Source organism: Micromonospora sp. NPDC005553, assembly GCF_042871765.1.
Classification (GTDB): Bacteria; Actinomycetota; Actinomycetes; order Mycobacteriales; family Micromonosporaceae; genus Micromonospora.
Genome location: NZ_JBIAJD010000003.1, coordinates 790,413 through 814,652 on the forward strand (window position 1 = coordinate 790,413; position 24,240 = coordinate 814,652).

General features: G+C 71.0%; 20 protein-coding genes and 2 tRNA genes. 13 read left to right on the forward strand and 9 right to left on the reverse strand.

The features are described from left to right. Positions 1 to 139: 139 nt before the first annotated feature. On the reverse strand, positions 140 to 310 hold the full coding sequence (locus tag ACFYPG_RS16260) for a DUF5679 domain-containing protein (RefSeq protein ID WP_167457767.1): 171 nt from the start codon (positions 308 to 310) through the stop codon (positions 140 to 142). 513 nt (positions 311 to 823) lie between these two features. Between ACFYPG_RS16260 and ACFYPG_RS16265 the strand changes: the two genes are divergently transcribed. Continuing rightward, the gene (locus ACFYPG_RS16265; RefSeq protein WP_387352544.1) at positions 824 to 1,357 is read left to right on the forward strand and encodes a M48 family metallopeptidase; all 534 of its coding nucleotides are present in this window, start codon (positions 824 to 826) and stop codon (positions 1,355 to 1,357) included. Between the two features lie 171 nt (positions 1,358 to 1,528). Further along, on the forward strand, positions 1,529 to 2,137 hold the full coding sequence (locus ACFYPG_RS16270) for a hypothetical protein (protein WP_357207137.1): 609 nt from the start codon (positions 1,529 to 1,531) through the stop codon (positions 2,135 to 2,137). A 111-nt stretch (positions 2,138 to 2,248) separates the two neighbouring features. Here ACFYPG_RS16270 and ACFYPG_RS16275 read toward each other — a convergent pair whose 3' ends face one another. Next, on the reverse strand, positions 2,249 to 3,565 hold the full coding sequence (locus tag ACFYPG_RS16275; protein ID WP_355008179.1) for a zinc-dependent metalloprotease: 1,317 nt from the start codon (positions 3,563 to 3,565) through the stop codon (positions 2,249 to 2,251). 115 nt (positions 3,566 to 3,680) lie between these two features. On the opposite strand from ACFYPG_RS16275, the gene ACFYPG_RS16280 reads away from it, so the two are divergent. From ACFYPG_RS16280 to ACFYPG_RS16305, 6 genes are all read left to right on the forward strand, one after another. Further along, a complete protein-coding gene (locus ACFYPG_RS16280) occupies positions 3,681 to 4,694 on the forward strand; it encodes a PDZ domain-containing protein (protein WP_387352546.1) in 1,014 nt (337 codons plus the stop codon). Between the two features lie 96 nt (positions 4,695 to 4,790). After that, positions 4,791 to 7,769 (forward strand): UPF0182 family protein, encoded by a 2,979-nt coding sequence (locus tag ACFYPG_RS16285; RefSeq protein ID WP_387352548.1) that lies wholly within the window; start codon positions 4,791 to 4,793, stop codon positions 7,767 to 7,769. Positions 7,770 to 7,959: 190 nt separating this feature from the next. Next, on the forward strand, positions 7,960 to 8,469 hold the full coding sequence (locus tag ACFYPG_RS16290) for a SigE family RNA polymerase sigma factor (protein WP_387352550.1): 510 nt from the start codon (positions 7,960 to 7,962) through the stop codon (positions 8,467 to 8,469). Next, positions 8,459 to 9,382: a hypothetical protein gene (locus ACFYPG_RS16295; protein ID WP_387352551.1), complete on the forward strand. Its 924-nt coding sequence runs from the start codon at positions 8,459 to 8,461 to the stop codon at positions 9,380 to 9,382. The genes ACFYPG_RS16290 and ACFYPG_RS16295 overlap by 11 nt, the downstream gene beginning before the upstream one ends. An 87-nt stretch (positions 9,383 to 9,469) precedes the next feature. Then, positions 9,470 to 9,543: transfer RNA gene (locus tag ACFYPG_RS16300), tRNA-Met, on the forward strand. Between the two features lie 135 nt (positions 9,544 to 9,678). Beyond that, positions 9,679 to 9,755 (forward strand) — tRNA-Met (locus ACFYPG_RS16305). A 118-nt stretch (positions 9,756 to 9,873) separates the two neighbouring features. Here the strand turns inward: ACFYPG_RS16305 and ACFYPG_RS16310 are convergent. Then, the gene (locus ACFYPG_RS16310; protein ID WP_387352553.1) at positions 9,874 to 13,647 is read right to left on the reverse strand and encodes a S8 family serine peptidase; all 3,774 of its coding nucleotides are present in this window, start codon (positions 13,645 to 13,647) and stop codon (positions 9,874 to 9,876) included. A 163-nt stretch (positions 13,648 to 13,810) separates the two neighbouring features. Between ACFYPG_RS16310 and ACFYPG_RS16315 the strand changes: the two genes are divergently transcribed. Next, complete coding sequence (locus ACFYPG_RS16315; protein ID WP_030336617.1) at positions 13,811 to 14,059, forward strand: hypothetical protein; 249 nt, start codon at positions 13,811 to 13,813, stop codon at positions 14,057 to 14,059. 40 nt (positions 14,060 to 14,099) lie between these two features. On the opposite strand, the gene ACFYPG_RS16320 is transcribed toward ACFYPG_RS16315, so the two are convergent. Next, positions 14,100 to 15,455 carry an ABC transporter substrate-binding protein gene (locus ACFYPG_RS16320; RefSeq protein WP_387352555.1) on the reverse strand — a complete coding sequence of 452 codons (1,356 nt, stop codon included), beginning with the start codon at positions 15,453 to 15,455 and terminating at the stop codon, positions 14,100 to 14,102. Positions 15,456 to 15,592: 137 nt separating this feature from the next. Between ACFYPG_RS16320 and ACFYPG_RS16325 the strand changes: the two genes are divergently transcribed. Further along, positions 15,593 to 16,426: a phosphoribosylaminoimidazolesuccinocarboxamide synthase gene (locus ACFYPG_RS16325; protein WP_387352557.1), complete on the forward strand. Its 834-nt coding sequence runs from the start codon at positions 15,593 to 15,595 to the stop codon at positions 16,424 to 16,426. Between the two features lie 5 nt (positions 16,427 to 16,431). Here the strand turns inward: ACFYPG_RS16325 and glpK are convergent, their stop codons facing one another. Next, the gene (gene glpK, locus ACFYPG_RS16330; RefSeq protein WP_387352559.1) at positions 16,432 to 17,916 is read right to left on the reverse strand and encodes a glycerol kinase GlpK; all 1,485 of its coding nucleotides are present in this window, start codon (positions 17,914 to 17,916) and stop codon (positions 16,432 to 16,434) included. A gap of 101 nt (positions 17,917 to 18,017) precedes the next feature. Here glpK and ACFYPG_RS16335 point away from each other — a divergent pair, with 101 nt between their 5' ends. Continuing rightward, on the forward strand, positions 18,018 to 18,956 hold the full coding sequence (locus ACFYPG_RS16335; protein ID WP_091406120.1) for a ribose-phosphate pyrophosphokinase: 939 nt from the start codon (positions 18,018 to 18,020) through the stop codon (positions 18,954 to 18,956). A gap of 303 nt (positions 18,957 to 19,259) precedes the next feature. On the opposite strand, the gene ACFYPG_RS16340 is transcribed toward ACFYPG_RS16335, so the two are convergent. After that, on the reverse strand, positions 19,260 to 19,715 hold the full coding sequence (locus ACFYPG_RS16340) for an ATP-binding protein (protein ID WP_355008171.1): 456 nt from the start codon (positions 19,713 to 19,715) through the stop codon (positions 19,260 to 19,262). Positions 19,716 to 19,834: 119 nt separating this feature from the next. Between ACFYPG_RS16340 and macS the strand changes: the two genes are divergently transcribed. Beyond that, the gene (macS, locus tag ACFYPG_RS16345) at positions 19,835 to 20,959 is read left to right on the forward strand and encodes a MacS family sensor histidine kinase (RefSeq protein WP_387352560.1); all 1,125 of its coding nucleotides are present in this window, start codon (positions 19,835 to 19,837) and stop codon (positions 20,957 to 20,959) included. Between the two features lie 23 nt (positions 20,960 to 20,982). Continuing rightward, positions 20,983 to 21,636, forward strand: a complete 654-nt coding sequence (locus ACFYPG_RS16350; RefSeq protein ID WP_355008244.1) for a response regulator transcription factor — start codon at positions 20,983 to 20,985, stop codon at positions 21,634 to 21,636. Positions 21,637 to 21,642: 6 nt separating this feature from the next. On the opposite strand, the gene ACFYPG_RS16355 is transcribed toward ACFYPG_RS16350, so the two are convergent. From ACFYPG_RS16355 to ACFYPG_RS16365, 3 genes are all read right to left on the reverse strand, one after another. Further along, the gene (locus ACFYPG_RS16355; RefSeq protein WP_355008169.1) at positions 21,643 to 22,215 is read right to left on the reverse strand and encodes a DUF5709 domain-containing protein; all 573 of its coding nucleotides are present in this window, start codon (positions 22,213 to 22,215) and stop codon (positions 21,643 to 21,645) included. 88 nt (positions 22,216 to 22,303) lie between these two features. Beyond that, positions 22,304 to 23,095 carry an ATP-binding protein gene (locus ACFYPG_RS16360; protein ID WP_355008168.1) on the reverse strand — a complete coding sequence of 264 codons (792 nt, stop codon included), beginning with the start codon at positions 23,093 to 23,095 and terminating at the stop codon, positions 22,304 to 22,306. After that, the gene (locus tag ACFYPG_RS16365) at positions 23,095 to 24,093 is read right to left on the reverse strand and encodes an SDR family oxidoreductase (protein WP_355008167.1); all 999 of its coding nucleotides are present in this window, start codon (positions 24,091 to 24,093) and stop codon (positions 23,095 to 23,097) included. The genes ACFYPG_RS16360 and ACFYPG_RS16365 overlap by 1 nt, the downstream gene beginning before the upstream one ends. Between the last annotated feature and the right edge of the window lie 147 nt (positions 24,094 to 24,240).

Below are 24,240 nucleotides of genomic sequence, written 5' to 3' on the forward strand. Positions count from 1 at the left end.
TTTTACAGGTTTTCCCCACCCCCCGCCCCCGTGGTGGCCCCCCCCCCCGCCGCCCGCCCCGCGGGGGGGCCCCCCCCCCCCCCGGGCGGGGGGGGGGGGGGGCCCCCGCCCCCCCCCCACCCCCGTCCACCCGTTCGGGTCAGACCTTGGCCTTGCCCAGGATGCGGTTCACTGTTGTACCGCATACCGGACACTTGCCCTTGGCCATGTTCATTCCGGTCTTCGAGACCTCGACGTGCCCCTCGAAGTCCCGCTTCTCCTTGCACTTCACGCAGTAACCGTTGTAGGTCGTCTGGGCCTGGTCGGCCACGGTGCCCTCCTCGTCTCGTCCGCCGGTCATAACCGTCCCGGCGGGGTGCCCGGCGGCGGGCCACACGGGGCGCCGGCGCTGGGTCTCACTCCGCGGCCACCTTCGTGACCGCTGGTCCGCGGACCCTACCCAGGTCTGGGCAGTTCCATGTCAGCTGTGCATCGACACTGTGAGCAAGTCGACGTCGAGAGTGTGCATGGCGAAATAGGTCGGATAAGTCAGTTTGGCGGGGACACGCCGACCAAACCCTGACAGCCACCCGTGCGAGTACCTCCGAAGCGCATCCGGAGCGGTGATCACCTACGGTAGGAGATGTGCTGCGAACCGGCGCCGTCGACGTTCACCAAGGGTGACGAGATGGCGTGCTGGCGCTGCGGTCAAGAAATTTTCGGGACGCCTGGCGACCAATCACCATTTTCTGGGCGCGTGTCGGGTGGTTGACCCTTGCGGTCCCCTGGTCAGTGGGCATTAGCTTTCCTTCGTGACACGTAGTCGAGGCTGCGCGGCCCAGTGATGGCGGGGACGCGCAAGCCGGTCGTCGAGGTGCGACGCAGTCAGCGTCGACGACGCACGGTGTCCGCGTACCGTGACGGTGAGCGAGTGGTCGTCCTCATCCCCGACCAGTTCTCCCGCGCCGAGGAGAGCGAGTGGGTCGACCGGATGCTCGCCCGGCTCGCCGCCCGGGAGGGGCGCCTTGCCCGGTCCGACGACGAGTTGCTGGCCCGCGCCAACCGGCTCATCGATCTCTACCTCACCGGGTACGCCTCGAAGGCGGTGCCGGCCAGCGTCAGATGGGTCACCAACCAGAACGGTCGCTGGGGCTCCTGCACGCCGGCGGACCGCAGCATCCGCATCTCCCACCGCGTCCAGGAGATGCCCGATTGGGTGATCGACTACGTGTTGCTGCACGAGTTGGCGCACCTCATCGTGCCCAGCCACAACGCCCGGTTCTGGGCGCTTGTCGGTCGCTACCCGAAGTCGGAACGCGCCCGCGGCTACCTCGAAGGGGTCGCCGCCGTCTCCTCCTGCGCGCCGCTCCCCACCTGACCGCACACAGCCGCCCCGAAGATCCACTCGCGTTCCTGAATACCGCGCTGTGGGGAGCTCCGGGACACCGCGACTCCAGTGAAACCGAGTCGATCATGCCGTGGGTCCCGCTCAGCTACCTGGGTCGGGCGGGTCGGGTGGCTGTGTCAGGTGGGGCGCTAGGGTCGGGGGATGGCGCGACGGGTGGTGGTGGCGTTGCTCGGGCCGGTGCACTGGTCGCCGCCCGGCGTCGACCTGGCGCAGTGGCGAGCGGCGCTGGCAGAAGACGTCATCGACCTGTTCGCCACGCTCAACGAGGTGGAGGTCGCGGTCGCGGTGACCCCGGCCGACCGGGCCCTGGCCGATGCGCTGGTGTGGCCCGGAACGGCGGTGTACGAGGTGGCCGAGCCGACGCCGAACGCCGTCTTCGCCGCGCTGGAGGGGTACGACCAGGCGGCCGTGCTGGTCAGTGACGTGCCCGACCTGCCCGCCCTGACCGTCGGCAAGCTGCTTCGCCCGCTCACCAGCCGGCCGGTCGCTGTGGCTCCGGTCGAGGGCGGTGGCCCGGGTCTGCTCGGGGTCGCGGTACGACTACCCGCGCCCGACTGGCTGCCGACGCTGGAGTTGGACACGGCGACGCCGGCTGAGGCGCGCGCCAACGCCCCGCGCCCGGGTGACGTGGCGGTCACCACCGGCTGGCGACGACTGCGCGGCCCGGCTGACCTGGCCACGCTCGACCCGGCCTTCGAGGGTTGGGAAGCGACCCGCGCCCTGCTGTCCGGGGCGGGCCGACCCACCTGAACCTCTCCGGGGCAGGCTGACCCACCTGAACCGTCGGCACCGCCGAACATGCTGCGGGTGCCCGCTGTGGATCTGCGGGCACCCGCGGCGCAGGCCGTCGACGGGCGGGGGTCAGGACCTGGCGTCGCCCTCGCCGTCGGTCTCGTCGGACGGACCGGGCCGCCCCGACTGATCCGACTGGCCGGGGGCCTTCTCCTCCACCCCGCCGGGGGCGGTGAAGTCGAAGCTGTCCAGCTCGCTGAGATCCATGTCGTTCATCGCGAAGGCGACCGGATCGGCGAAGTCGTCGTCCGACGGGAGCAGGTCCGGGTGGCCCCAGACGGCATCGCGGCCCTCGATGCCACGGTGCTCGGTGAGCGCGGCCCAGAGCGCCGCGGCCTCCCGCAGTCGGCGGGGCCGCAGTTCCAGACCGACCAGCGCGGCGAAGGTCTGCTCGGCGGGACCGCCGGCGGCCCGGCGACGGCGGAACGCCTCGCCCAGCCGGACGACGTTCGGCAGCCGGTCGCTGGCGGCGCTGTCGACGACGTGGCACACCCAGCCCTCGACCAGGGCGAGTGCGGTCTCCAGGCGGGCCAGTGAGGCCTTCTGCGCCGGGGTGTCCTCCGGGGTGAAGATGCCCTCCAGGGCGATCGCCTGCATCGACTCGGGGTCGGTCGGATCGACCCGACCCATCGCCTCCTCGATCGCCTCCCGGTTGACCCGGATGCCCGAGGCGTACATCTCGACAGCGCTGAGCACATGCCCACGCAGCCACGGGACGTGCTGGAACAGCCGCTGGTGGGCGGCCTCGCGCAGCGCCACGTAGAGGCGGACCTCGTCCTCGGGCAGCTCCAGGCCCTCGCCGTACGCCCGGATGTTGGCCGGAATCAGCGCGGCCGTGCCGGCCGGGCCGAGCGGCAGCCCGATGTCGCCGGCGGAGAGCACCTCCGCGGCGAGCGAGCCGAGGGCCTGGCCCAGCTGACCGCCGAAGAGCGCGCCACCGAGGGAGGCCACCATCGACTGCATCGGGCCGAGCTGGGCGCGCGCCTCCGGTGGCACCAGGTCGCCCATCGCGCCGACCATCCGGCTGGCGACGGGGTCGCACAGCTTGCGCCACACGTCCAGCGTCTTGAAGATCCACTCGTTGCGGTTCCACGCAACGGGGTTCTGGATGCCGCTGGGCCACGCCGAGGCGGGCTCCAACCACAGGTCGGCGAGGCGTAGCGCCTCCTCGACCGCGTTGCGCTCGTACATCGACACCGCCGGGTCACCGGCGGCCGCGAGCTGACTGGCTGCTACCTGCCGGGCCAGGTCCCAGTTGACCGGCCCGCTGCCCGGCGCGGAGAGCAGGTGCTGCAACTGCGACATGAACTGCTGCATCTGCGCGGGATCGTTGGGGTCTGGTGGTTGCCCACCCGGGAGCGCGAAACCGAACGGAATATCAGGCACGACATCTACGGTACGCGGACCGCGCCCCAGGTAGCCGTCGCTGGCGTTGCGCTGAGGGCGAAGTCGCGTGGCGCATCCGGCGGGCGGGCCGCAACCGGTCGGTACGCTCTGCGGCATGAGACGTCGTGGCCTGACGGTCCTGCTCGGTGCCCTGTTCACCGCCCTGCTGAGCATGGGGGTGCTCCGGGTGCCGATTCCGTACGTGGTGCTGGGCCCGGGGCCGACCGTCAACACCCTCGGTACGACCGACGGCAAGGAGGTCATCCAGGTCACCGGTCGGGAGACCTCGACCTCGGCCGGCCAGTTGCGGCTCACCACGGTGGGGGTGCAACCCTCCGTGCGGTTGCGGGGGGCCATCGCGGGCTGGTTCTCCGACGACGAGGCGGTGGTGCCGCGTGAGCTGGTCTACCCGCCGGGGGAGTCGACGGAGCAGGTCGAGCAGCGCAACGCCGAGGACTTCAAGGCGTCGCAGACCAGTGCGGAGACCGCAGCGCTGCGGGAGCTGGGCTTTCCGGTGCAGGTAGTGATCAAGACGGTGGCCGGGGACGGCCCTGCGGCCGGCGCGCTGAAGGTCGGCGATCTGATCACCTCGGTCGACGGCCAGCCGGTGCCGGTGGCGGCGAAGGTCACCGAGCTGGTCCGGGCCAAGCCGGCGGGCACGGCGTTGACCATCGGCTACACCCGTGACGGCACGCCGGCCACCGCGACGGTGACCAGTCAGGAGCAGGACGGCCGACCGCGGATCGGTGTCGAGATCGATCAGCAGCAGCCGCACCCGTTCACGCTCGGCATCGACCTGGGGGACATCGGTGGGCCGAGCGCCGGTCTGATGTTCGCCCTGGGGATCGTGGACAAGTTGACCCCGGCCGATCTCACCGGCGGTAAGATCATCGCCGGCACCGGCACCATCGACGACGAGGGCGCCGTCGGGCCGATCGGTGGGATCGCCCAGAAGCTGGTCGGTGCCAAGCGCGCCGGGGCGAAGGTCTTCCTGGTGCCGGCGGACAACTGCGCGGAGGCGGTCCGCAATCCGCAGCCCGATCTGCCGCTGTTGCGGGTGGGCTCGTTGGACGAGGCGATGACCGCTCTGGAGACGTTGCGCGCGGGCGGTCAGCCGACGCGTTGCTGACCGGTGTGACCGTGCCCCGACACGCTCAGGAACACCCCGTACTCTGGGTGCCTGGTCGGAGCCGATCATATCGAGCGTGCGGAGCCAACAGTGGTCATGCGTAGCAGCAGCCCCCTCCCGAGGATGAGCCGGCGCGGGCGCGTCACCATCGCTGTCCTGGTCGGGGTGTTCGTGCTCTTCACCCTGCTCGGCTGGGGTGTCCAGGCGTGGACCGACTGGCTCTGGTTCGACGAGGTCCGCTACACCGAGGTCTTCACCGGCGTCCTGCTCACCCGGCTGGTGCTCTTCCTCGCCATCGGCCTCGGCATGGCGGTGATCGTCGGTGGCAACCTGTGGCTGGCCTACCGGTTGCGCCCGCGACTGCGTCCGCACTCGGTCGAGCAGGCGACCCTCGAGCGCTACCGGATGCTGCTCAGCCCGCGTCTCGGCACCTGGATCTCGCTGACCGCCGCGGTGGTCGGGCTCTTCGCCGGTCTCTCCGCGCAGAACCGGTGGAACCAGTGGCTGCTGTTCCGCAACGGCGGTGACTTCGGCATCAAGGACCCGGAGTTCGGGGTCGACATCGGCTTCTACGTCTTCCAACTGCCGTTCTGGCGCTACCTGCTCGGGGTCGCCTTCACCGCTGTGGTGCTGGCCGTGATCGGCGCGCTGGCGGTGCACTACCTCTTCGGCGGGGTCCGCCTGCAGGGCGTCGGCGACCGGATGAGCAACGCGGCCCGCGCGCACCTGAGCACGCTGGTCGCGGTCTTCGTGCTGTTGAAGGCGGTCGCGTACGTGTTGGACCGGCGGGCCATGCTGCTGGAGTACAACGAGGGCGCCAAGTTGTACGGCGCCGGCTACGCCGACGTCAACGCGTTGCTGCCGGCGAAGGAGATCCTCGCCTACATCTCGATCGTGGTGGCCATCGCGATCCTCGTGTTCTCCAACGCCTGGATGCGGAACCTGGTCTGGCCGGGGATCTCGCTGGCGCTGCTCGGCGTGTCCGCGGTGGCCATCGGCGGCATCTACCCCTGGGCGGTGCAGACCTTCGAGGTCAAGCCGAGCGCCAAGGACAAGGAAGCGCCTTACATCCAGCGCAGCATCGACGCGACGCGCGCGGCGTTCGGGTTGGGGGCCACCGAGACGACCCCGTACGCGGCGAACAACCTCACCCCACCGGCGAACCTGGCCACCGACACCTCGGTGGTGTCGAACGTGCGGCTGCTCGACCCGCAGTTGGTCAGCGAGACGTACACCCAGCTCCAGCAGGTGCGTGGCTTCTACGACTTCGGCCCGAAGCTGGACATCGACAGGTACGGGGTGAACGGGAAGGTCTCCGACTACGTGGTCGGCGTCCGGGAGATCAACTACGGCGAGCTGACCGACCAGCAGAACACCTGGATCAACCGGCACACCGTCTACACCCACGGGTACGGGCTGGTGGCCGCCCCGGCCAACCAGGTGGTCTGCGGCGGGCAGCCGTTCTTCGTCTCCGGGTTCCTCGGCGAGAAGACCCAGGAGGCGTGCTCCTCGCAGACCGAGCAGATTCCGGCCAAGCAGCCGCGCATCTACTACGGCGAGCGGATGGCGGCCGACGACTACGCCATCGTCGGGCAGTCCGACCCGAGCAAGAAGGCCGAGTTCGACAGGCCGGTCGGTGAGGGCGGCGGCGAGTCCTACACCTACACCGGTGAGGGCGGTGTGGAGATCGGCTCCTTCACCCGGCGACTGCTGTACGCCATCAAGGAGCAGGAGTCGAACTTCCTGCTCTCCGAGGCGGTGAACAAGGACTCCAAGCTGCTCTACGTACGCAACCCGCGCGACCGGGTGGAGAAGGTCGCGCCGTTCCTCACCCTGGACGGCGACCCGTACCCGGCAGTGGTCGACGGTCGGGTGCAGTGGATCGTGGACGGCTACACCACGGCGGCCTCCTATCCGTACGCGGAGAAGGTCAACCTGCAGACCGAGACCACCGACGAGTTGACCAACCGGGGCACCTTCCAGCTGGCCCGCGAAGACGTCAACTACATGCGCAACTCGGTCAAGGCCACAGTCGACGCGTACGACGGCACCGTGAAGCTCTACGAGTACGACGACACCGACCCGGTGCTCAAGGCGTGGAACAAGGCTTTCGGTGGTGACCTGGTGCTGCCGAAGGCCGAGATCCCGGTCGAGCTGACCGAGCACCTGCGCTACCCGGCGGACATGTTCAAGGTGCAGCGCAACCTGCTCACCAAGTTCCACGTGACCAACCCGGGTGACTTCTACTCGGCGCAGGACTTCTGGCAGGTGCCCAACGTGCCGGACGCCCCGGACAGCGGCCAGAAGCAGCCTCCGTACTACCTGTTCACCCAGTTCCCGGGGCAGGAGAGCCCGCGGTTCCAGCTCACCTCGGCGGTCACCCCGAACGGCCGGCAGAACCTCGCCGCACTGATCTCCGGGTCGTACGTCGACGGGAAGCCCCGGTTGGAGGTGCTGGAGTTGCCGGATCAGACCCGGATCTCCGGCCCGGTGCAGGTGCACCAGCAGATGACCAACAACGCGAACATCCGTCAGCAGCTCAACCTGCTCTCCAGCAACCAGGCGCAGGTGCAGTACGGCAACCTGCTCTCGTTGCCCTTCGCCGACGGGATGCTCTACGTCGAGCCGGTCTACGTGAAGAGCAACCAGCAGGACGCGTACCCGCTGTTGCAGAAGGTGCTGCTCTCGTACGGTGACGGCGGCTCCTTCGTGGCTCTCGCCGACAACATCAACGACGGCATCAAGCAGTTGGTCGAGCAGGGCAAGAAGGCTGGGCAGGGCACGTCGCCGCCACCGACGACCGGGGGCAACCCGACGACCCCGACTCCGACGCCTTCGGGGACGGCGGCGCCATCGCCGACTCCGAGCGCCGGCACCCCACCGCCTACCGGTGACCTGGCTGCCGCTGCGGACCGGGTGCAGACCGCGATCACCGAGGTCCGGGCCGCGCAGACGTCGGGCGACTTCGAGCGGTACGGGCGTGCGCTGAAGGCCCTCGACGAGGCGCTCACCGCGTTCCAGCAGGCGCAGCAGGCCGCTGGTGCGCCGGGTGCCAGCCCGAGTGCTGGAGGCTGACCCGCCACCGCACGAGTTCCTCCCCGAGCCCCCGTCCCTCGGACCGCATCAGGTCCGAGGGGCGGGGGCTCGGCCGTTGGCCTGATCTGTGCGTATCTGTCACGTCACCGACAGCACCGCCCAGGCCCGCAACCTGCGGTGCCGGTCCGCCGTCCTCACTGCAACGGGGTGGGGACGAGGGGGATCAGTCGTGCGGGACGCGCAGAGCTTCGATGACTTCTACCGCAGCACCGCCCGCCGGACGCTGCGGTACGGCTACGCGGTCGCTGGCGACCACGGTGAGGCGCAGGACCTGGTGCAGGAGGCGTACACCCGGGCCTGGCGGCAGTGGGGGCGACTGTCGTCGCATCCAGCACCGGAGGCGTGGCTGCGGCTCGTGGTGGCCAGGCTGGCGACCGACCGCTGGCGGCGCCTGCACCGTCGGCGGGTGGTGCTGAGTCGTAGCGGACCGCCGGCGGTCACACCTCCACCCAGCGAGGACGGGGTGCTCCTGGTCCGAGCGCTCCGGCAGTTGCCCGCCACGCACCGGCAGGCACTGGCCCTGCACTACCTCTTCGACATGTCCGTCGAGGAGATCGCCCGGGAAACCGACGTGCCGGTGGGCACCGTGAAGTCCTGGCTGTCCCGGGGCCGGTCCCGGCTGGCCGCGCTGCTGCCCGACCTCAGCGTCGTGGAGTTGGAGGCGAACGATGTCAGCTGAACTCTCTGACCTGTACCGGTCGCTCGGCACCGTCGCGGACGGGCACGAGCTGACCCGCCCCGAGTCGCTTCGGCGGTTCGCCGACCGGCGGGCCCGAGCACGGGTAGCCGGTTCGACGCTCGCGGTGGCGCTGCTCGTGGGCGGGGTTGTCGTCGGTGGCCGACTGGCGTACCCGGCGGACGGTTCCGCACCGCCGCCCGCCGACATCCCTGGCCCGTCGCCGACCGGGGCGACGGCGACCTCCCTGCCGTCACCCACGCCCACTCCCTCGGCACCGCTACCGTCGCGGACCACAGCGAGCGGTACGCCGTCGCAGCCGGTCACCACCGGACCGGCGGCACCTCGGCCGCCCACCTCGATCCCGGACCGCGCCTTTTTCCTGCTGGCGGCCCCGAACCGGACCGGACTGGAATCCTCGGGGGAGGGTCCGGCACTGCCGACGCTGTGCGGTGTGCGCCTGCCCAGCGACTCGGCCATGGTCCAACGCCGTGGTCGCTACCTGGCCTACAAGATGCCGGAGACGCCGACTGGGCACGTGCCGGACGGTAGTTACCGGCACACCATCACCATCTACCGGGCAGGTCGCGCCGACGACGCGTTGCGGGAGCTGCGGCAGGCGGTGCACGGCTGCCCCGACCAGAAGCTGCCCGACGACAACAGGACGTGGCGACAGCGGCTGCTGGCCTCGGGGGCGTACGGGGACGGGTCGGTGCTGTTCGAGATGCGGGCTCCGATGCCGGACGGGATGGGTGAGCCGGGTACGGAGGAGGTTCGGCTGGTCCGGGCGGTCCGGGTCGGCGACGTGGTGACGGTGCTCTGGGAGCAGGGTTGGGAGCACACGGTCGCCGTTCGGTCCCAGGTCGATGTTGACAGTCGACGGGCGGTCGCGGCGATCGAGAACTGGCTCGACTGACAACGCCCAGGTCAGAGCTGTCTGTGTCGGCGGTATCGGAGTCGCTTTGCGGTGTCCCGGGTTGGTGCGCTACGGTTAGTGAACCGACGCGGGGTGGAGCAGCTCGGTAGCTCGCTGGGCTCATAACCCAGAGGTCGCAGGTTCAAATCCTGTCCCCGCTACGAGAGAAACACCAGTTCGAAGCCCGTCTCCGGTTCACCGGAGACGGGCTTTCGACATCCCGGGGTGCCGGCAACAGCGGATGGCGACCCCACTGATCATCGCCCGGAACGGGTGAGTTAGTCTTAACAAGTCGACGCGGGGTGGAGCAGCTCGGTAGCTCGCTGGGCTCATAACCCAGAGGTCGCAGGTTCAAATCCTGTCCCCGCTACCACTGAAAGTGATACAAGTCCGGCCCCCACAGTGTGGGGGCCGGACTTGTTTGGTGCCGCTGTCAGAAGCGAGGGCCCCGCAGGGGCCGGTACCTCGTCGGCACCGACCCCCGGCGGGTTCTACCGCAGGCCGAAGGCTCGGGTGACGCTCTGGGTGACGCCGCCACCGTTGCGCTGCTTGGCGGTGACCCGGATAGACACGAAGTCGGCCCGGGGCGGCGCGTTCAACGACGCCTGCCAGGTCCCCTTCTTCTCCCGCAGGTCCTGCCGCTGCCAGGTCACTCCGTCGTCGTAGGAGATTTCCAACTCAAGTGACGACACGGCATCCCGAGCCTTGGTGCTGCCCACCACCACTGGCGTGATCGAGAAGTCGGTTCGGCGCTTCGTCCGACCCGCGAAGTCCACGTCCGTCCCGTAGTCCAGCTGGACCAACGGGATGGCCTGCACCTCGGTGGTGCCGCCGGAGATGAAGCTCCACTCGGTGTTCGTGGCGGTCGAGTACGGGCTGAACTCGGGCTTGCCCTTGGTCTCGACGACCAGTCGGTACGGCAGCTTCTCCGGCGACAGCTCACCCGCGCCGATCTCCGGCCAGCCGTCGAACTGGGTCAGCTGCTTGTCGCCCTGATAGAACGTGGCGATCTGCGACATGCTGGCCCCGCCGCTGTGGGCGGCGCCCGCGTCGCCGAAGCCCTGGATGTAGGCGCTCATGGCGGTCTCACCACGGAACGGGATCTCGGTGCTGAGCATCCGTGGCCGGGTGATGGGCCCGAACCAGCGGTCCTTCTGGACACTGCCCGGCCGGTAGGCGATGGCCTCCGTGTTGGACCGCGCCCAGTCGGCGACGTCGGCGTACTGCATCCACTTGATGCCGCCACCCGCGGAGACCCAGTCGGTACGCGGCCCCGGCGCGACCGGCTCGAACGGGAACGGCCGTGCCGCCGCGTACTCGTACGGCGGGAAGTCCATCCGGGTCTCGCTGGACTGCTTCCCCGGCGGCGGGGAGAAGGTGAGATCGATCCGGGCGAGGTTGCGCGGGTCGGTCCTGGCGGACGGGTCCTTCGGCACCCCGCCCCTGTGGTAGTCCACAAGGTCGTACAGGTACTTCGCCCGGGGGTGGGCGACCACTACCAGTCGGACCGGGTTGCGGCCGGCGGCGGTGATCTTCTGGATCAACGCCTCGCCCTCGTCCATTGTCACCGAGGCCACCGGGATCGGTCCGGTCGTCACGGCGTCGGAGTTGCCGTACCACCCGCTCCGGCGACCCGCGCGGTCGTTGACCACGACGAGCATCGTCGCGCCGGCGGTGTGCGCCGCCGCTGCCTGGTCCGTGGGGGTCACCGATTCGTTGCCGCGGACCACCACGGCCTTGCCGCGGGCGGCCAGGCCGGCGTAGTCGGCGGTGCCGCCGGCACCCGCGAAGACGGCGTCCAGGCGCGAGGTGCCGTCGGGCAGGGGCGGGGAACCGGGCTGGGCGAGCGGGTCGCTGAGCTGCCGGCCCTGGTAGCTGATCGCCAGTGGCGTCTGCTCGGCGCGGATCCGGGTGGTGAAGACGAAGCTGCCCTTGCGCACCTTGTCCCTGGTCGGCAGGGCCCACAGGCTGTCGTAGGCGGCACCCGGCCAGAACGTCTCGCGCAGGGCGCTCCAGTCGGTGGGCGTCGGCTCGCTCGAGGTGAAGGAGCGGTAGACATCGATTCGACTGTTGACGACGGCGGTCGGCTGGGGCGTCGCCACCTTCACCTGGCGGGCCTGCGCGGCGTCGAGTTCCACTACCCGGTTGGTCGTCAGGTCGACCTCGGGAGCGGTCAGCATCGCGAGCCCGAGAGAGCGGGGCCCGTGCAGACCCTCCACGTCCGCCGCCGCGACGACGGTGTAGGAGCCGGGCGCCAGGCGGGCGGTGAGCTTTCCGTCCGGCACCCACATGAAGGCGGAGCCGGTCTCGGCGTTGACGACCTCGACCTCGCCGCTCATGGGCTGGCCAGCGCGGTCCTTCAGGTGGATGGTGAGGTCGTACTTCTTGGACTCGACGGCGACCCCGACGGCCGTGTGCACCTCGCCGGCGGCGAAGCGGGCGGTGACCTGGGCGGAGTACCTGCCGGGGGAGAGGCCGGCCGGGGCCACCACGACGTCGACAGTCGCGCTGGCCCGAGCGGGCACCGTGACGCGGTCGGCGGTTGCCGTGAACGTCTGCGCGGGGGCGGTGCCGTGATCGACGGAGAGCTCCAACGCGATCGGGCTGTCCGTCGTGTTGGTGTAGGTGATCGTCCGCTTGATCGGCTGTGGCGCGCTGCCCCAACCGACGAGTCCGGCGTCCACCGACCCGGACGCGACGATCTGGTCCTGGTGGTAGGCGGCAGCGACGTTCAACCGACCGCTACCGGCCTGGTAGGCGTCGTAGTCGGGCGTGCGGACGCTGGTGCCCATCAGCGCGTCCTTGAGCTGCCGCGCGCTCCAGGTCGGGTGCTTCTGCACCAGCAGGGCGGCCGCCCCGGCGACGTGCGGCGCTGCCATCGAGGTGCCACTGTCGGTGTAGTAGTAGCCCTCGCCCCAGGGGATGTGCTGCGAGCGTGCCGCCAGCACGTCCACCCCGGGTGCGGTCATGTCGGGCTTGAGGGCCTCGTCGTTCATCCGGGGCCCGACGCTGGAGAAGCCCGCCAGGTGGTCGGAGGTGTCCACCGCGCCGATGGTCAGCGCGGCGTCCGCGGTGCCTGGCGCACCGAGGGTGTACGGGTCTGGCCCGCTGTTGCCGGCGGCCACGACGAAGAGCGCACCCGTCTCGGCGGTCAGCTGGTTGACGGCCTGGCTCAGCGGGTCGTCCTGGGTGTGCCAGGCGCTCACGCCGAGGCTCATGTTGATCACTTTGGCGTGCTCGGCCCGCGCCGCCCACTCCATGCCCGCGATGATCCCCGAGATGGACCCGCTGCCGTACTCGTCGAGGACCTTGCCGATCACCAGGTCGGCGTCGGGGGCCACGCCCCGTTCCTTGCCGCCGGAGGCGGCGCCCGTCCCGGCGACGGTGGACGCGGTGTGGGTGCCGTGCCCGTTCCGGTCGATCACGTCCTGGCCGGCGATGAAGCTTCGGGAGGCCACCACCTGGTCGGCGAGATCCGGGTGGGTGGTGTCCACTCCGCTGTCCAGGACGGCGACCCGGACGCCGCTGCCGGTGCCACCCGCGGCCCACGCCGCGGGCGCGCCGATCTGGGCGGTGGTGTCGGCCAGGGTGGCCTTCGCCTTGCCGTCGAGCCACACCTTGTCGACGCCGGCCGCGAAGGAGGGCGCCGGGGTGGCAGCGCTGCGGCCGGTCGGCGACTGTCCACTGGTGAGGGCCGACCAGAAGTCCGCCGCCTGCGATCGGCGGGTGCGGATCGCCTCACCACGGACGGAGGGCAGCTCCAGCGTGGTCTGCGCGCCCGGCAGCGTGGTGCCGGTCCTGAGCTTCGCCGCACCCGTCGTGCGAGTGACGATCAGGGGAAGGTCGGCGGTCCGCGCGTCGTCGTAGCCCTGGGCGATGAGCTGGGTGACGTCGAACAGCTGCTTGTCGAGTCGACCGGTGGCGAGGTACGGCAACGCCTCGTCCGGGTACACGTAGGTGTCCCGGCCCTCAGTGGAGATGCGTACGGAGCCGGTGGCGCCCGGGGCGCGCTTGACGTCCACCGATTCGGTTGCGCCGTGGACCCCCGGGGTCACCGTCACCCGGTCGCCGGTGATCAGAGTGACCGTGACGGGGGTGCGGTCCGCGTCGCCGCTCGGAGCGGGTCTCGTCGGCGGCGGTGGGGGTGGTGGGGCGCCGTGCGCCGCCGTGGGGGTGAGGAGAGCGGCGACGACTGTGACGCCGACCGCTGCCGCCGCAGATCTTCGGGTGCGAGAGATCCGCGCACTGCCTAAAGAGGTGAGCATGAGGCGAATCCGATCACCTCGAGAGATTCATGTAAAGATCATCATCTTTGCCGGGACGTTGCGAGCGCGTTGCGCACCAGCCGGGGAGCTTCCGCACCATCCGGTCCCATGATTCGGCGTGGACCGACGTGCCGAGGTTGCGCCCTTCGGCGAGGATGGGCACATGTCTTCATTCGGTAAGTGGTGGGGCCGCCTGAGCGCGGTCTTCGGTGCGGTCGTACTGGCGGTCTTCGTGCCGGTCGCAGCCTGGGCGTCGACGGGCACTGGCGAACTCGTGGTGGAGGCCGCCCGGCGGCGAGGCCGCAGTGGCTTCGGGGTGCTCCCGCTGCTCTGCTGCCTGGTGGTGGTCGCGATCGTCGTGTTCCTGGTGTTGCGTCTGATGCGCAACCGCCGGGGTGGCCCGCCGCGCTGACCGCGCTCGCTGCGCTGGCCGCGCCTGCGACGCCGGAGGGTCACCAGCGGCCGGTTCCGGTCTGGCCGCTGGTGCTCACCGCCGCCAGGGCCGCGATGGCCTGGGACAGGAAACGCGCGGTGGCCTCGCGGGTGCCGTCACGCTTGACGCGGATCCGCTCGGCGGCGGCGACCAGCAGGGTGCGCACCTTGGCGTGCCCCTGGGGTGGCGGCGCCGGCGCCGGCCCGAGCAGGTCGGCGATGCTGGCACCGAACTCGGCGGCACGTCGCTGGGCCGGGTCGGTGATGCTGCCCTCGGCGTAGCGGCGGACCTGGGCACTGGCATTCAGCCCACGTTCGTGGCCGAGAACGGCGCCGACCTCACCATTGGTGGTCAGAAAGTTGATCACGTCGGCGACCGTGTCCGGGTGGCGGGTGCCCCGGAACCCCGCCCAGTACATCGACGCCCGCGCCCACTGAGCCCCCGGCGGGCCGGGGAAGCCGACGATGCCCAACTCGGACTCGGTGAGTCGTTGCAGCTCCGGTAGCTGGTGCGACCAGGCGAAGGACGCCGCCGTCGCCCCGCTCACCACCAGTTGCCGGGCCGGCTCGCCGCTGTCGGCCTGCTCGACCAGGGCCGCACTCGGCGTGGCTCGGCTCCGACGGGCCCGCTGCCACAACTCGAACCACGCGATCAGCTCGTCCGCGCCGAAGCCGAGCTGGTTGCCCCGGTAGAACTCGCCGCCCTGCGACCGCAACCAGAGCCAGAGTGCCCGGTAGTCGCCCGAACCGTCCATCGTGCCGGCCACCCGGCGGTCGCTGGCCTCGGTGACCTGCGTGGCCCAGGAGATGTAGTCGGGCCAGGTCATCCCGGCGCGGGGCTCCGGCATCTCCAGCTCCCGCAGCAGGTCCCGGTTGAACACCACCACGGCATGGGTCTGCCCGGCGGCCACCGCCATCGTCCGCCCCTCCACCGTGCCGTAGCGGATCAGACCCTCCGGCAGGCCCCGAAGATCAAGGCGGTGGTCGGTGAGGTCGAGAATGACCTGACGCTGGGTGTACTCGGTCAGCATGGCGTCGTCGATCTGGATCAGGTCCGGTACGTTCCCGCCGCCCGCCTGGGTGGCCAGCCGGTCGTAGTAGCCGTCGGCGCCCTGCCAGGTGACCCGGAAGGTGACCCGGGGGTTGCGATCCGAGTAGAGCCGCAGCGCCTTCTCGGTGAGCTCGGCCCGTTTGGTGCCACCCCACCAGAAGACCGACAGCTCGACGGGCCCGTCCTGGGTCGAGGTGGCGGCGTCGTCACTGCACCCCGCCAGCCCACCGGACGCGAGCAGAGGTGCGCCGAGCAGCGCGCTGAGCAGTCGGCGCCGACCCGGGTCCGCGCCGAGGCGGTCGAGCGAGGGGCGAACAACGGGCACGGGGCTCTCCTGGACCTACGGGGGTGGCGGTCGGACCATTCACGCAGGCAGCACACGAAGGTGTCAACGTCCGTCCGGTCACCCTCGGCCGGGTGGTCGAATCAGGCCCCGCGATCTCGCGTGGTGTACTAGGGCGCGTGGAACTTCTGCACTCGGGCAAGGTCCGGGACGTCTACGCCGACGGCGACGACCTGATCCTGGTGGCCTCGGATCGCATCTCGATCTACGACGTGGCGCTGCCGACGCCGATCCCGGACAAGGGTCGTCTGCTCACCGCGCTCTCGCTCTGGTGGTTCGAGCAGCTCGCCGACCTCGTGCCGAACCACGTCATCTCGGCCACCGACGTGCCCGCCGAGTTCGCCGGGCGGGCCATCCGCTGCCAGCGGCTGGACATGCTCCCGGTCGAATGCGTCGCCCGCGGTTACCTGACCGGCGGCGGCCTGCGGGAGTACGAGAAGACCGGCGCGGTCTCCGGCGTGGAGCTGCCGCGAGGGCTCGGCGAAGCGTCGATCCTGCCCGAGCCGATCTTCACGCCGTCGAGCAAAGCCCCGGCCGGCGAGCACGACGAGCCCATCACGTACGACGACGTGGTGGACAAGGTGGGTCAGGCCACCGCCGAGCGGCTCCGGCAGATCACGATCGACATCTACCGGCGCGGCGCCGAGCTGGCCGCCGACCGGGGCATCCTGGTCGCCGATACCAAGATTGAGCTGGGTTGGGCGCCGGGCGGCACCCTGGTCCTCGCCGACGAACTGCTCACCTCCGACTCGTCGCGGTTCTGGCCGGCCGAGTCGTACCAGCCGGGCCGGGTGCAGTTCTCCTACGACAAGCAGTACGTGCGGGACTGGGCCACCGGCAGCGGCTGGAACAAGCAGGCCCCCGCCCCGGACATGCCGGCCGAGGTGGTCGAGGCGACCCGGGCCCGCTACATCGACGTCTACGAGAAGCTCACCGGCAACCGCTGGGAGTGACCGGCTCACTCCACCCAGTCGAGGGTGCGCTGCACTGCCTTGCGCCACTGGCGCAGCTCTTTCTCGCGCAGGTCCGGAGCCATGGCCGGCTCCCACTGCGCGTCGGAGCGCCACTGCGCCCGCAGTGTGGCCAGGTCCGGCCAGAAGCCGACCGCCAGACCGGCCGCGTACGCGGCACCCAGGCAGGTGGTCTCGGTGATCCGGGAACGGACCACCGGCACGTCGAGCACATCGGCGAGGAACTGCATGAGCAGGCCGTTCGCGGTCATCCCGCCGTCCACCCGGAGACGACGCAGCGCCACGTCAGAGTCGGCGTTCATCGCGTCGACCACCTCGCGGGTCTGCCACGCCGACGCCTCCAGCGCCGCACGCGCCAGGTGTCCCTTGGTGATGTAACCGGTCAGGCCCGCGATGACCCCCCGGGCGTCGCTGCGCCAGTGCGGGGCGAACAGTCCCGAGAACGCCGGCACCACGTAGCAGCCGCCGTTGTCGTTCACGGTGCTGGCCAACTCCTCCACCTCGGCGGCCGTGGAAATCAGCCCGAGGTTGTCCCGCAGCCACTGCACCAGCGAGCCGGTGACCGCGATGGCGCCTTCTAGGGCGTACGCCGGTGGTTGGTCCTTGATCCGGTAGGCGACGGTGGTGAGCAGACCGTGCGTCGACGGGACCGGGGTGGCGCCGGTGTTGAGCAGCAGGAAGCTGCCGGTGCCGTAGGTGCACTTCGCCTCACCCGGCTGAAAGCAGGTCTGCCCGAACAGGGCGGCCTGCTGGTCGCCGAGCGCACTGGCCACCGGCACCCCGGCGAGAACCCCCCTCGCCGTGCCGTACACCTCGGCGGAGCAGCGGATCTCCGGCAGCATCGCCGCCGGAACACCCATCGCGTCCAGCAGATCCGGGGCCCAGTCGAGGGTCGTGAGGTCCATCAGCATGGTCCGGCTGGCGTTTGTCACGTCGGTGACGTGCTCGCCGGTCAGCTTCCAGATCAGCCAGCTGTCCATGGTGCCGAAGAGCACCTCGCCGCGGTCGGCGCGCTCGCGCAGGCCCTCGACCTCGTCGAGCAGCCAGCGCAGCTTCGGCCCGGCGAAATAGGTGGCCAGCGGCAGGCCCGTGCGGGTCCGGAACCGCTCCTCGCCGTACGCCGACGCAAGCTCGCGCAGCAGCGGCCCCGTCCGGGTGTCCTGCCAGACGATGGCGTTGGCCACCGGGCGGCCGGTGGCCCGGTCCCAGACGACGGTGGTCTCCCGCTGGTTGGTGATGCCGACAGCGGCCAGCCCGGACGCGTCGGTGCCGGCGGCCCGCAGCGCCTCGGCGACCACCTGCTCGACGTTGTCCCAGATCTCCTCGGCGTCGTGCTCCACCCACCCCGGTCGGGGGAAGATCTGCCGGTGCTCGCGCTGGGCCACGGCGACGATGTCCCCGGCCCGGTCGAAGACGATGCACCGCGAGGAAGTGGTGCCCTGGTCGATGGCGGCGACGTACTGGGGGGTCACCGCAGCACCGTACCCGGACGGCGGCGCGGCGCGACAGGCGTCACGGCGGGTTCCGGCCCGCCGCCGTCGGCGGCCGTCGGCTTCCCCTACGATGTGCGAACGTGCGCGACATAGCAGTTTTCAGTGGAACCGCCCATCCCGACCTGGCTGCCGAGATCTGCGCCCACCTGGGGGTGCCGCTGCACCCGGTGCGGGTCTCCCGGTTCGCGAACGACTGTCTGGAAGTCCAGTTGCAGGCCAACTGCCGGGAGCGGGACGTCTTCCTGATCCAGCCGTTGGTGCCGCCGGTGCAGGAGCACCTGGTCGAGCTGCTGCTGATGATCGACGCCGCCCGGGGCGCCTCCGCCGGTCGGATCACCGTGGTGCTGCCGCACTACGCGTACGCCCGCTCGGACAAGAAGGACGCCCCACGGATCTCGATCGGCGCGCGGCTCGTCGCCGACCTGCTCACCTCGGCCGGGGCGGACCGGGTGCTCGCGATGACCCTGCACTCGCCGCAGGTGCACGGCTTCTTCAGCGTGCCGGTGGATCACCTGCACGCGCTGCGGGAGCTGGCCACCCACTTCCGGCGCTACGACCTCAGCAACACCGTGGTGGTCTCGCCCGACCTGGGCAACGCCAAGGAGGCCGCAGCCTTCGCCCGGCTGCTCGGCACTCCGGTCGCGGCCGGGGCGAAGCAGAGGTTCAGCGACGACCTGGTCAAGATCAGCGCGGTGATCGGCGACGTGACCGACCGGGACGTCATCGTGCTGGACGACGAGATCGCCAAGGGCAGCACGGTGGTCGAGCTGATGGAGCATCTGCGCGGTCTGAAGGTCCGGTCGATCCGGCTCGCCTGCACGCACGGCCTCTTCTCCGGCGACGCGTTGCAGCGGCTCAGCGACCAGGACGGCGTCCTGGAGATCGTCTGCACCAACACGGTGCCCATCCCGGCCGCCAAGCGGGTCCCCAAGCTGCAGGTCCTGTCGGTGGCCCCCGCCCTGGCCGAGGCGACGCGCCGAATCCACAACGGAGAATCCGTCTCAGCCCTCTTCGCCTGACCGACCCGCGCATCTTGCGCCCCTGCCCCGCGGGCCTTGCGCCCTGCCCCGCGCCGTACCTGCCTCCGCCGATCTTGCAGTTTCGGTTGTCGAAAAGTGTGGAGTGCCACCAATGTCGGGACAGTAAGTGCAAGATCGCGGCCACGCCCGGTGGATCATGGAGTTATGGTGCCCGTTTTGGTGTCATTCGAGGACTTTGTCACCCACCACACCTCCATGATCGACGGAGCGGGCCGGGGCGTGGCGAAACGGGGCGTGGCGTGGCGGACTGAGGCGGGGTGGGGCGGTCAGGCCGGGGGTGGGTTAGTGCGGGGTGTGGTTGTGGCTGGTCAGGCCGGTGGTTATGCGGACGGTGGTGCCGGCGGTGCCGGTGACCACTTCCATCGCGTCGCTCAGCTCGCGGGCCAGCCAGAGGCCCCAGCCGCCGGCGGTGTCCGGGGCGGGCCGACTGCGGTCGCCCAGTCGTTGCGGGCTGATCCCGTGCCCGTGATCGGCGACCTCGCAGACCAGCGCACCCGACTCGTGCCAGAGTCGCAGCCAGCCGCGCCCGCCGCCGTGCCGCACCGCGTTGGTGATCAACTCGTTGATCGCGAGCACGAAGTCGTCCAGCCGTTGGCCGCTGAGGCCGGAGGCATGCGCGCAGGAGGTGACCGAGTGTCGAATCTCGGTCACCTGGGCCTGGTCAAAGGCTTCGGCGATCAGGAGGGCAGGTTCGATGGGCACAACCGTACGCGGTGCGTGCGGATCTGCGTTTGTCATGGGCCCGTCCCGGCGGCACATCTCGGAGTAATTCGCGGCTTTTCCACCGTACGTCAGGGTTTCCTGAACCGCACTCGCTGCTCGCCGTGTGCCGGCCCGGTTGTGGCATCCTGACCGCCATGCCGTCGCCGCCGGGTGGGTTCGAGGTGCCGCTGTGGCGTGCGCTCACCGTGTTCAGACTGGCCTCCCTGGCGTACGTCTGCGTGCTCGCGGTGCGCGACGCCGACCGGTACGCCCACCCGTACGCCGTCGGTGCCCTGATCCTTCTGATGATCGCCTGGACGGGCGCGACAGCGGTCGGGTACGCCCGGCCGGCCTGGCGGCGCTGGCCGCTGCTGCTGGCCGACCTCGGGGTGGTGGTGGCCATCGTGCTGGCCACCCCGTGGGTGGTCGGCCGGACGGCGCTCGCCCACGGCGTACCCACCCTGGGGGTGGCCTGGATGGCCGGCCCGGTGCTGGCCTGGGCCGTCTCCGGTGGCCGGCGGCGGGGCACTGTCGCCGCGCTGCTGGTCGCCGGCGCGGACCTGGCCACCAGGGAGCGGATCGGTCAGTCCTCGTTCACCGGGGTGATCCTGATGCTGCTCGCCGGGGTGGTGGTCGGGCATGTGGCCCGGCTCGCGGTGAGCGCCGAGGAGCGGTTGCAGCGCGCGGTGGAGCTGGAGGCCGCCACCCGGGAGCGGGAGCGGCTGGCCCGGGACATTCACGACTCGGTGCTCCAGGTGCTGGCGCTGGTGCAGCGGCGCGGCGCCGACCTGCCCGGGGAGGCCGGCGAGCTGGCCCGACTGGCCGGCGAGCAGGAGGTTGCTCTGCGGGCGCTGATCGCCGGGGCCGGCCCGGCCGCCGCGAGCCTCCCGGACGGCGGCGAGGCGGTGGACCTGCGGACCCTGCTCAGCCGGTACGCCTCGGCGGCGGTGGCGCTGTCCGCCCCGGCCAGCCCGGTGCCGCTGCCCCGACGGGTGGCCGCTGAGTTGGCCGCCGCGACCGGCGCGGCCCTGGACAACGTGGGGCGGCACGCCGGCGGGCGGGCCTGGGTGTTGATCGAGGACGAGGGGGCGACGGTGACCGTGTCGATCCGCGACGAGGGGCCGGGCATTCCGGATGGCCGGCTGGACGAGGCGGCCGCCCAGGGTCGGCTCGGCGTGACCCAGTCGATTCGGGGACGGGTGGTCGACGTGGGCGGCACCGTGCGGATCGTGTCCGCCCCCGAGGCGGGCACCGAGATCGAGCTGAGCGTGCCGAGGTGACGGCGGCGAACCCGGTCCGAGTGATGGTGGTGGACGACCATCCGATGTGGCGGGAGGGCGTGGCCCGCGACCTGACCGAGGCTGGTTTCCTGGTGGTGGCGACCAGCGGCGAGGGACGACAGGCCATCCGGGTGGCCGCCGCGGCCCAGCCCGACGTCGTCGTCCTCGACCTGCAACTACCCGACATCTCCGGCGTCGAGGTGATCCTGGGGTTGCGCGCGGCGCTGCCCGCCGTACGGGTGCTGATGCTCAGCGCCAGCGGCGAACAGCAGAGCGTGCTGGACGCGGTGAAGGCCGGGGCCACCGGTTATCTGGTGAAGTCGACAGCGCCCGCCGAGTTCCTGGAGGCGGTGCACCGCACCGCGGCCGGCGACACGGTCTTCACTCCCGGCCTGGCCGGGCTGGTGCTCGGCGAGTACCGCCGGCTGGCCGCCGGACCGGGGCGGGGGACCGGCCCGGCCGGCGCTGCCGAACCCGCGACGCCCCAGCTCACCGAACGGGAGACGGAGGTGCTGCGGCTGGTGGCGAAGGGGATGTCGTACAAGCAGATCGCCCAGCGCCTCGGCCTGTCGCACCGCACTGTGCAGAACCACGTGCAGAACACCCTGGGCAAGCTGCAACTGCACAACCGGGTCGAGCTGACCCGGTACGCCATCGAACGCGGTCTGGACGACTGAGCGACGTCAGACCGAGCGCGGCGGCTCCGTCTCGTGGATGGCCAGCTCCTCGGCGGTGGCTCCGCCCCCGGCCGATCCGGCGTCGTACGCCACCGAGTCGGTCTCCTGGTCGGTGTGCGCCCCCTCGTCGGGTTCCACCAGCCGGCCCACTGTGGCGTCGGCCACCGTGCCAAGCTGACCGTGGTCGTAGAGGGAGACCGGTGAGTTCGGGTCCGAGGTCGGCCCGGGATCCATCACGTCGGCGTCCAGCTGAGCCTCCGCCGCGGCTTCCAGGTTGTCCGCCTCGAAGGCGATCTTCGGGTCGATGGTGCCGGCCAGCGGGTCGTCCGCCGGGCGCTCGTAGACCTCGCGGCCGAGCTTGTAGTCCAACGACTCACCGTCGAGCTGCTCCTCGGCGGTCGTGCCGAACCGGTCCACCGCCACCGGCGTCCGGTCGCCGGGCAGTTGGGCCGGGTCCGGGCCGTCCGCCTCGCGCCCGGTGAGGACGTCGTCGTTGGCGGTCGAGTCGTCATCGGCGGTGTCGGGCAGCCCTTGCGCCTCGGTGTCGGACACGGGGGTCGGGTACTCGTTGTCGCGCATGTCTGATCACTACCCGCTGCCCCGCCGCCGTAACCGGGCGGCAGTCGACGGTACGGCGCCGAATCGGGCGCCGACGGCGAAAGCCCCGTCAGGCGGCCTCGTCGTCGGGGTGCAGCACACACCAGACGACCTTGCCGTCCGGTACGGCAGTGCTGCCCCAGCGGCGGGCCACCGTGTCGATCAGCAGCAGTCCCCGACCGCCGGCCCGGTCTGGTGGGGAGATCCCGGCGAACGTCGGCTGACGCGGGGAGTGGTCGCGAACCGCCAGGTGCAGGGTGGTCTCCCGGGGCGCCAGCCGAACCGTCATCGGGGTCCGGGCGTGCGCCACCACGTTGTTGACCATCTCGGTGATCGCGATGCACGCCGGGTCGGTGAGCGTCGGCATACCCCAGCGCTCGCAACCGGTGTTGACCAGTTCGCGAGCCTGCCTGGCGGCGCCCACCGTCGGAGCCAGCTCGGCGGTGAGGACCGCCGCCAGTGGTGTCGCCGCCACAGCGGCCAGCGCCCCGTCGAGCGTCGGCCAGGCCGGCACCCCGGCGAGCGCGGCGTCCGGCTGGGCGGGCCCGTCGACCGCCGGGTCACACAGCAGCAGGTCCGCGGCGGGCCAGTCGGCGACCTCCCGGCGTACGTCGGCGAAGACGCCGCGTCCGGCCGCGTCGACGACCCGCAGGCCGGTCACGTCGGCCACCACCGGGCCGGGCCGGGCCAGCAGACGGGCGAGCAGCGCGCCGCGTACCGCCTCGGCACCGGCGGCATCGAGCACGCCGGTCAGTCGGACCACCGCTGACGACTCGTCGATTTCCACGAGACAGCTCGACATGATCGCCCCATTGTGCGCGCCGGTGACGGTCAGCGCATTCGGGCGCTCGACATCGGCCATCAGCGGTCCGACCGGGAACGGCGGTTGATGGCCGCCAGGGTGCCGACAGCGGTGCCGGCGGCGGCCAGACCGAACGCGGCGGTCATCCGCGCCAACTGTCGCCGCCGACCGTGCCAGCCACCGTCCTGGCGCGCCTGAGCATCGCTGTGGAACACGTTGCCGCTGCTGTCCACCCGGGCACCCGGGCCGAACTGGGTCCGGTGGGCGTACCAGCCGAGGGTGCGCTCGACCAGCGCGGGCGCCAGCCGCCACTGCAGGCCGATCAGCCGGGCGGCGCCGCCGGCGTACGCCTCGCGGCGAGGCCGGCGCAGCAGCCGGACGATGGTCTCGGCCACCACCTCCGGCGGGTAGATCGGAGGGGGTGGCACCAGCTCCCGGCCGCTGTGGTTGCCGGTGTGCCGGAAGAACGGGGTGTCGATCGTGGCGGGCAGCACGGTGCAGACGGAGATGTGACCGCGACCGGTGACCCGCAGCTCCTGTCGGACGGTGTCGGCCAGCCCACGGATGCCGTGCTTGGTGGCGTTGTACGCCGACTGGTACGGCATTGCCACCTCGGCCAGCACCGAGGCGTTGTTGACCAGTACACCGCCGCCGGCGGCACCCAGGTAGGGCAGGGCCGCCTTGATGCCGTGCACCGTTCCTAGCAGGTTGACCTCCAGCACCCGGCGGAACTCGGCGACCGGGATCTCGTCGAACAGTCCCACCGCGCTCACCGCGGCGTTGTTCACCCAGGCGTCGATCCGGCCGAACTCGGCCGCCGCCTGGTCGGCCAGCCGCCGCACCGACTCCAACTCGGTGACGTCGGTCGGTACGACCAGCGCCCGGCCGCCCAACTCCCGGCAGCGCTGTGCGACCTGTAGCAGGGCCGGCTCGCTGCGGGCGGCCAGCACGACGGCGGCACCACGGCGGGCCAGCGCGTACGCGGTCGCCGTGCCGATCCCGCTGGACGCACCGGTGATCACCACTGTCGAATCGTCGAGACTGCGGGTCAGCGGCATTTCTGAGCGGTACCCCCGGCCGGGCCTGGTCACACCGACGACGGCTTGTCGATCATCGTCGAAGTGCTGTCGCGTGTCGCGTGTGCTTGCCGTGGCGCAAGTGTCGGTGGCACTCGCGGGGACTCTTCCTGATCTGCCAGGTTTCGG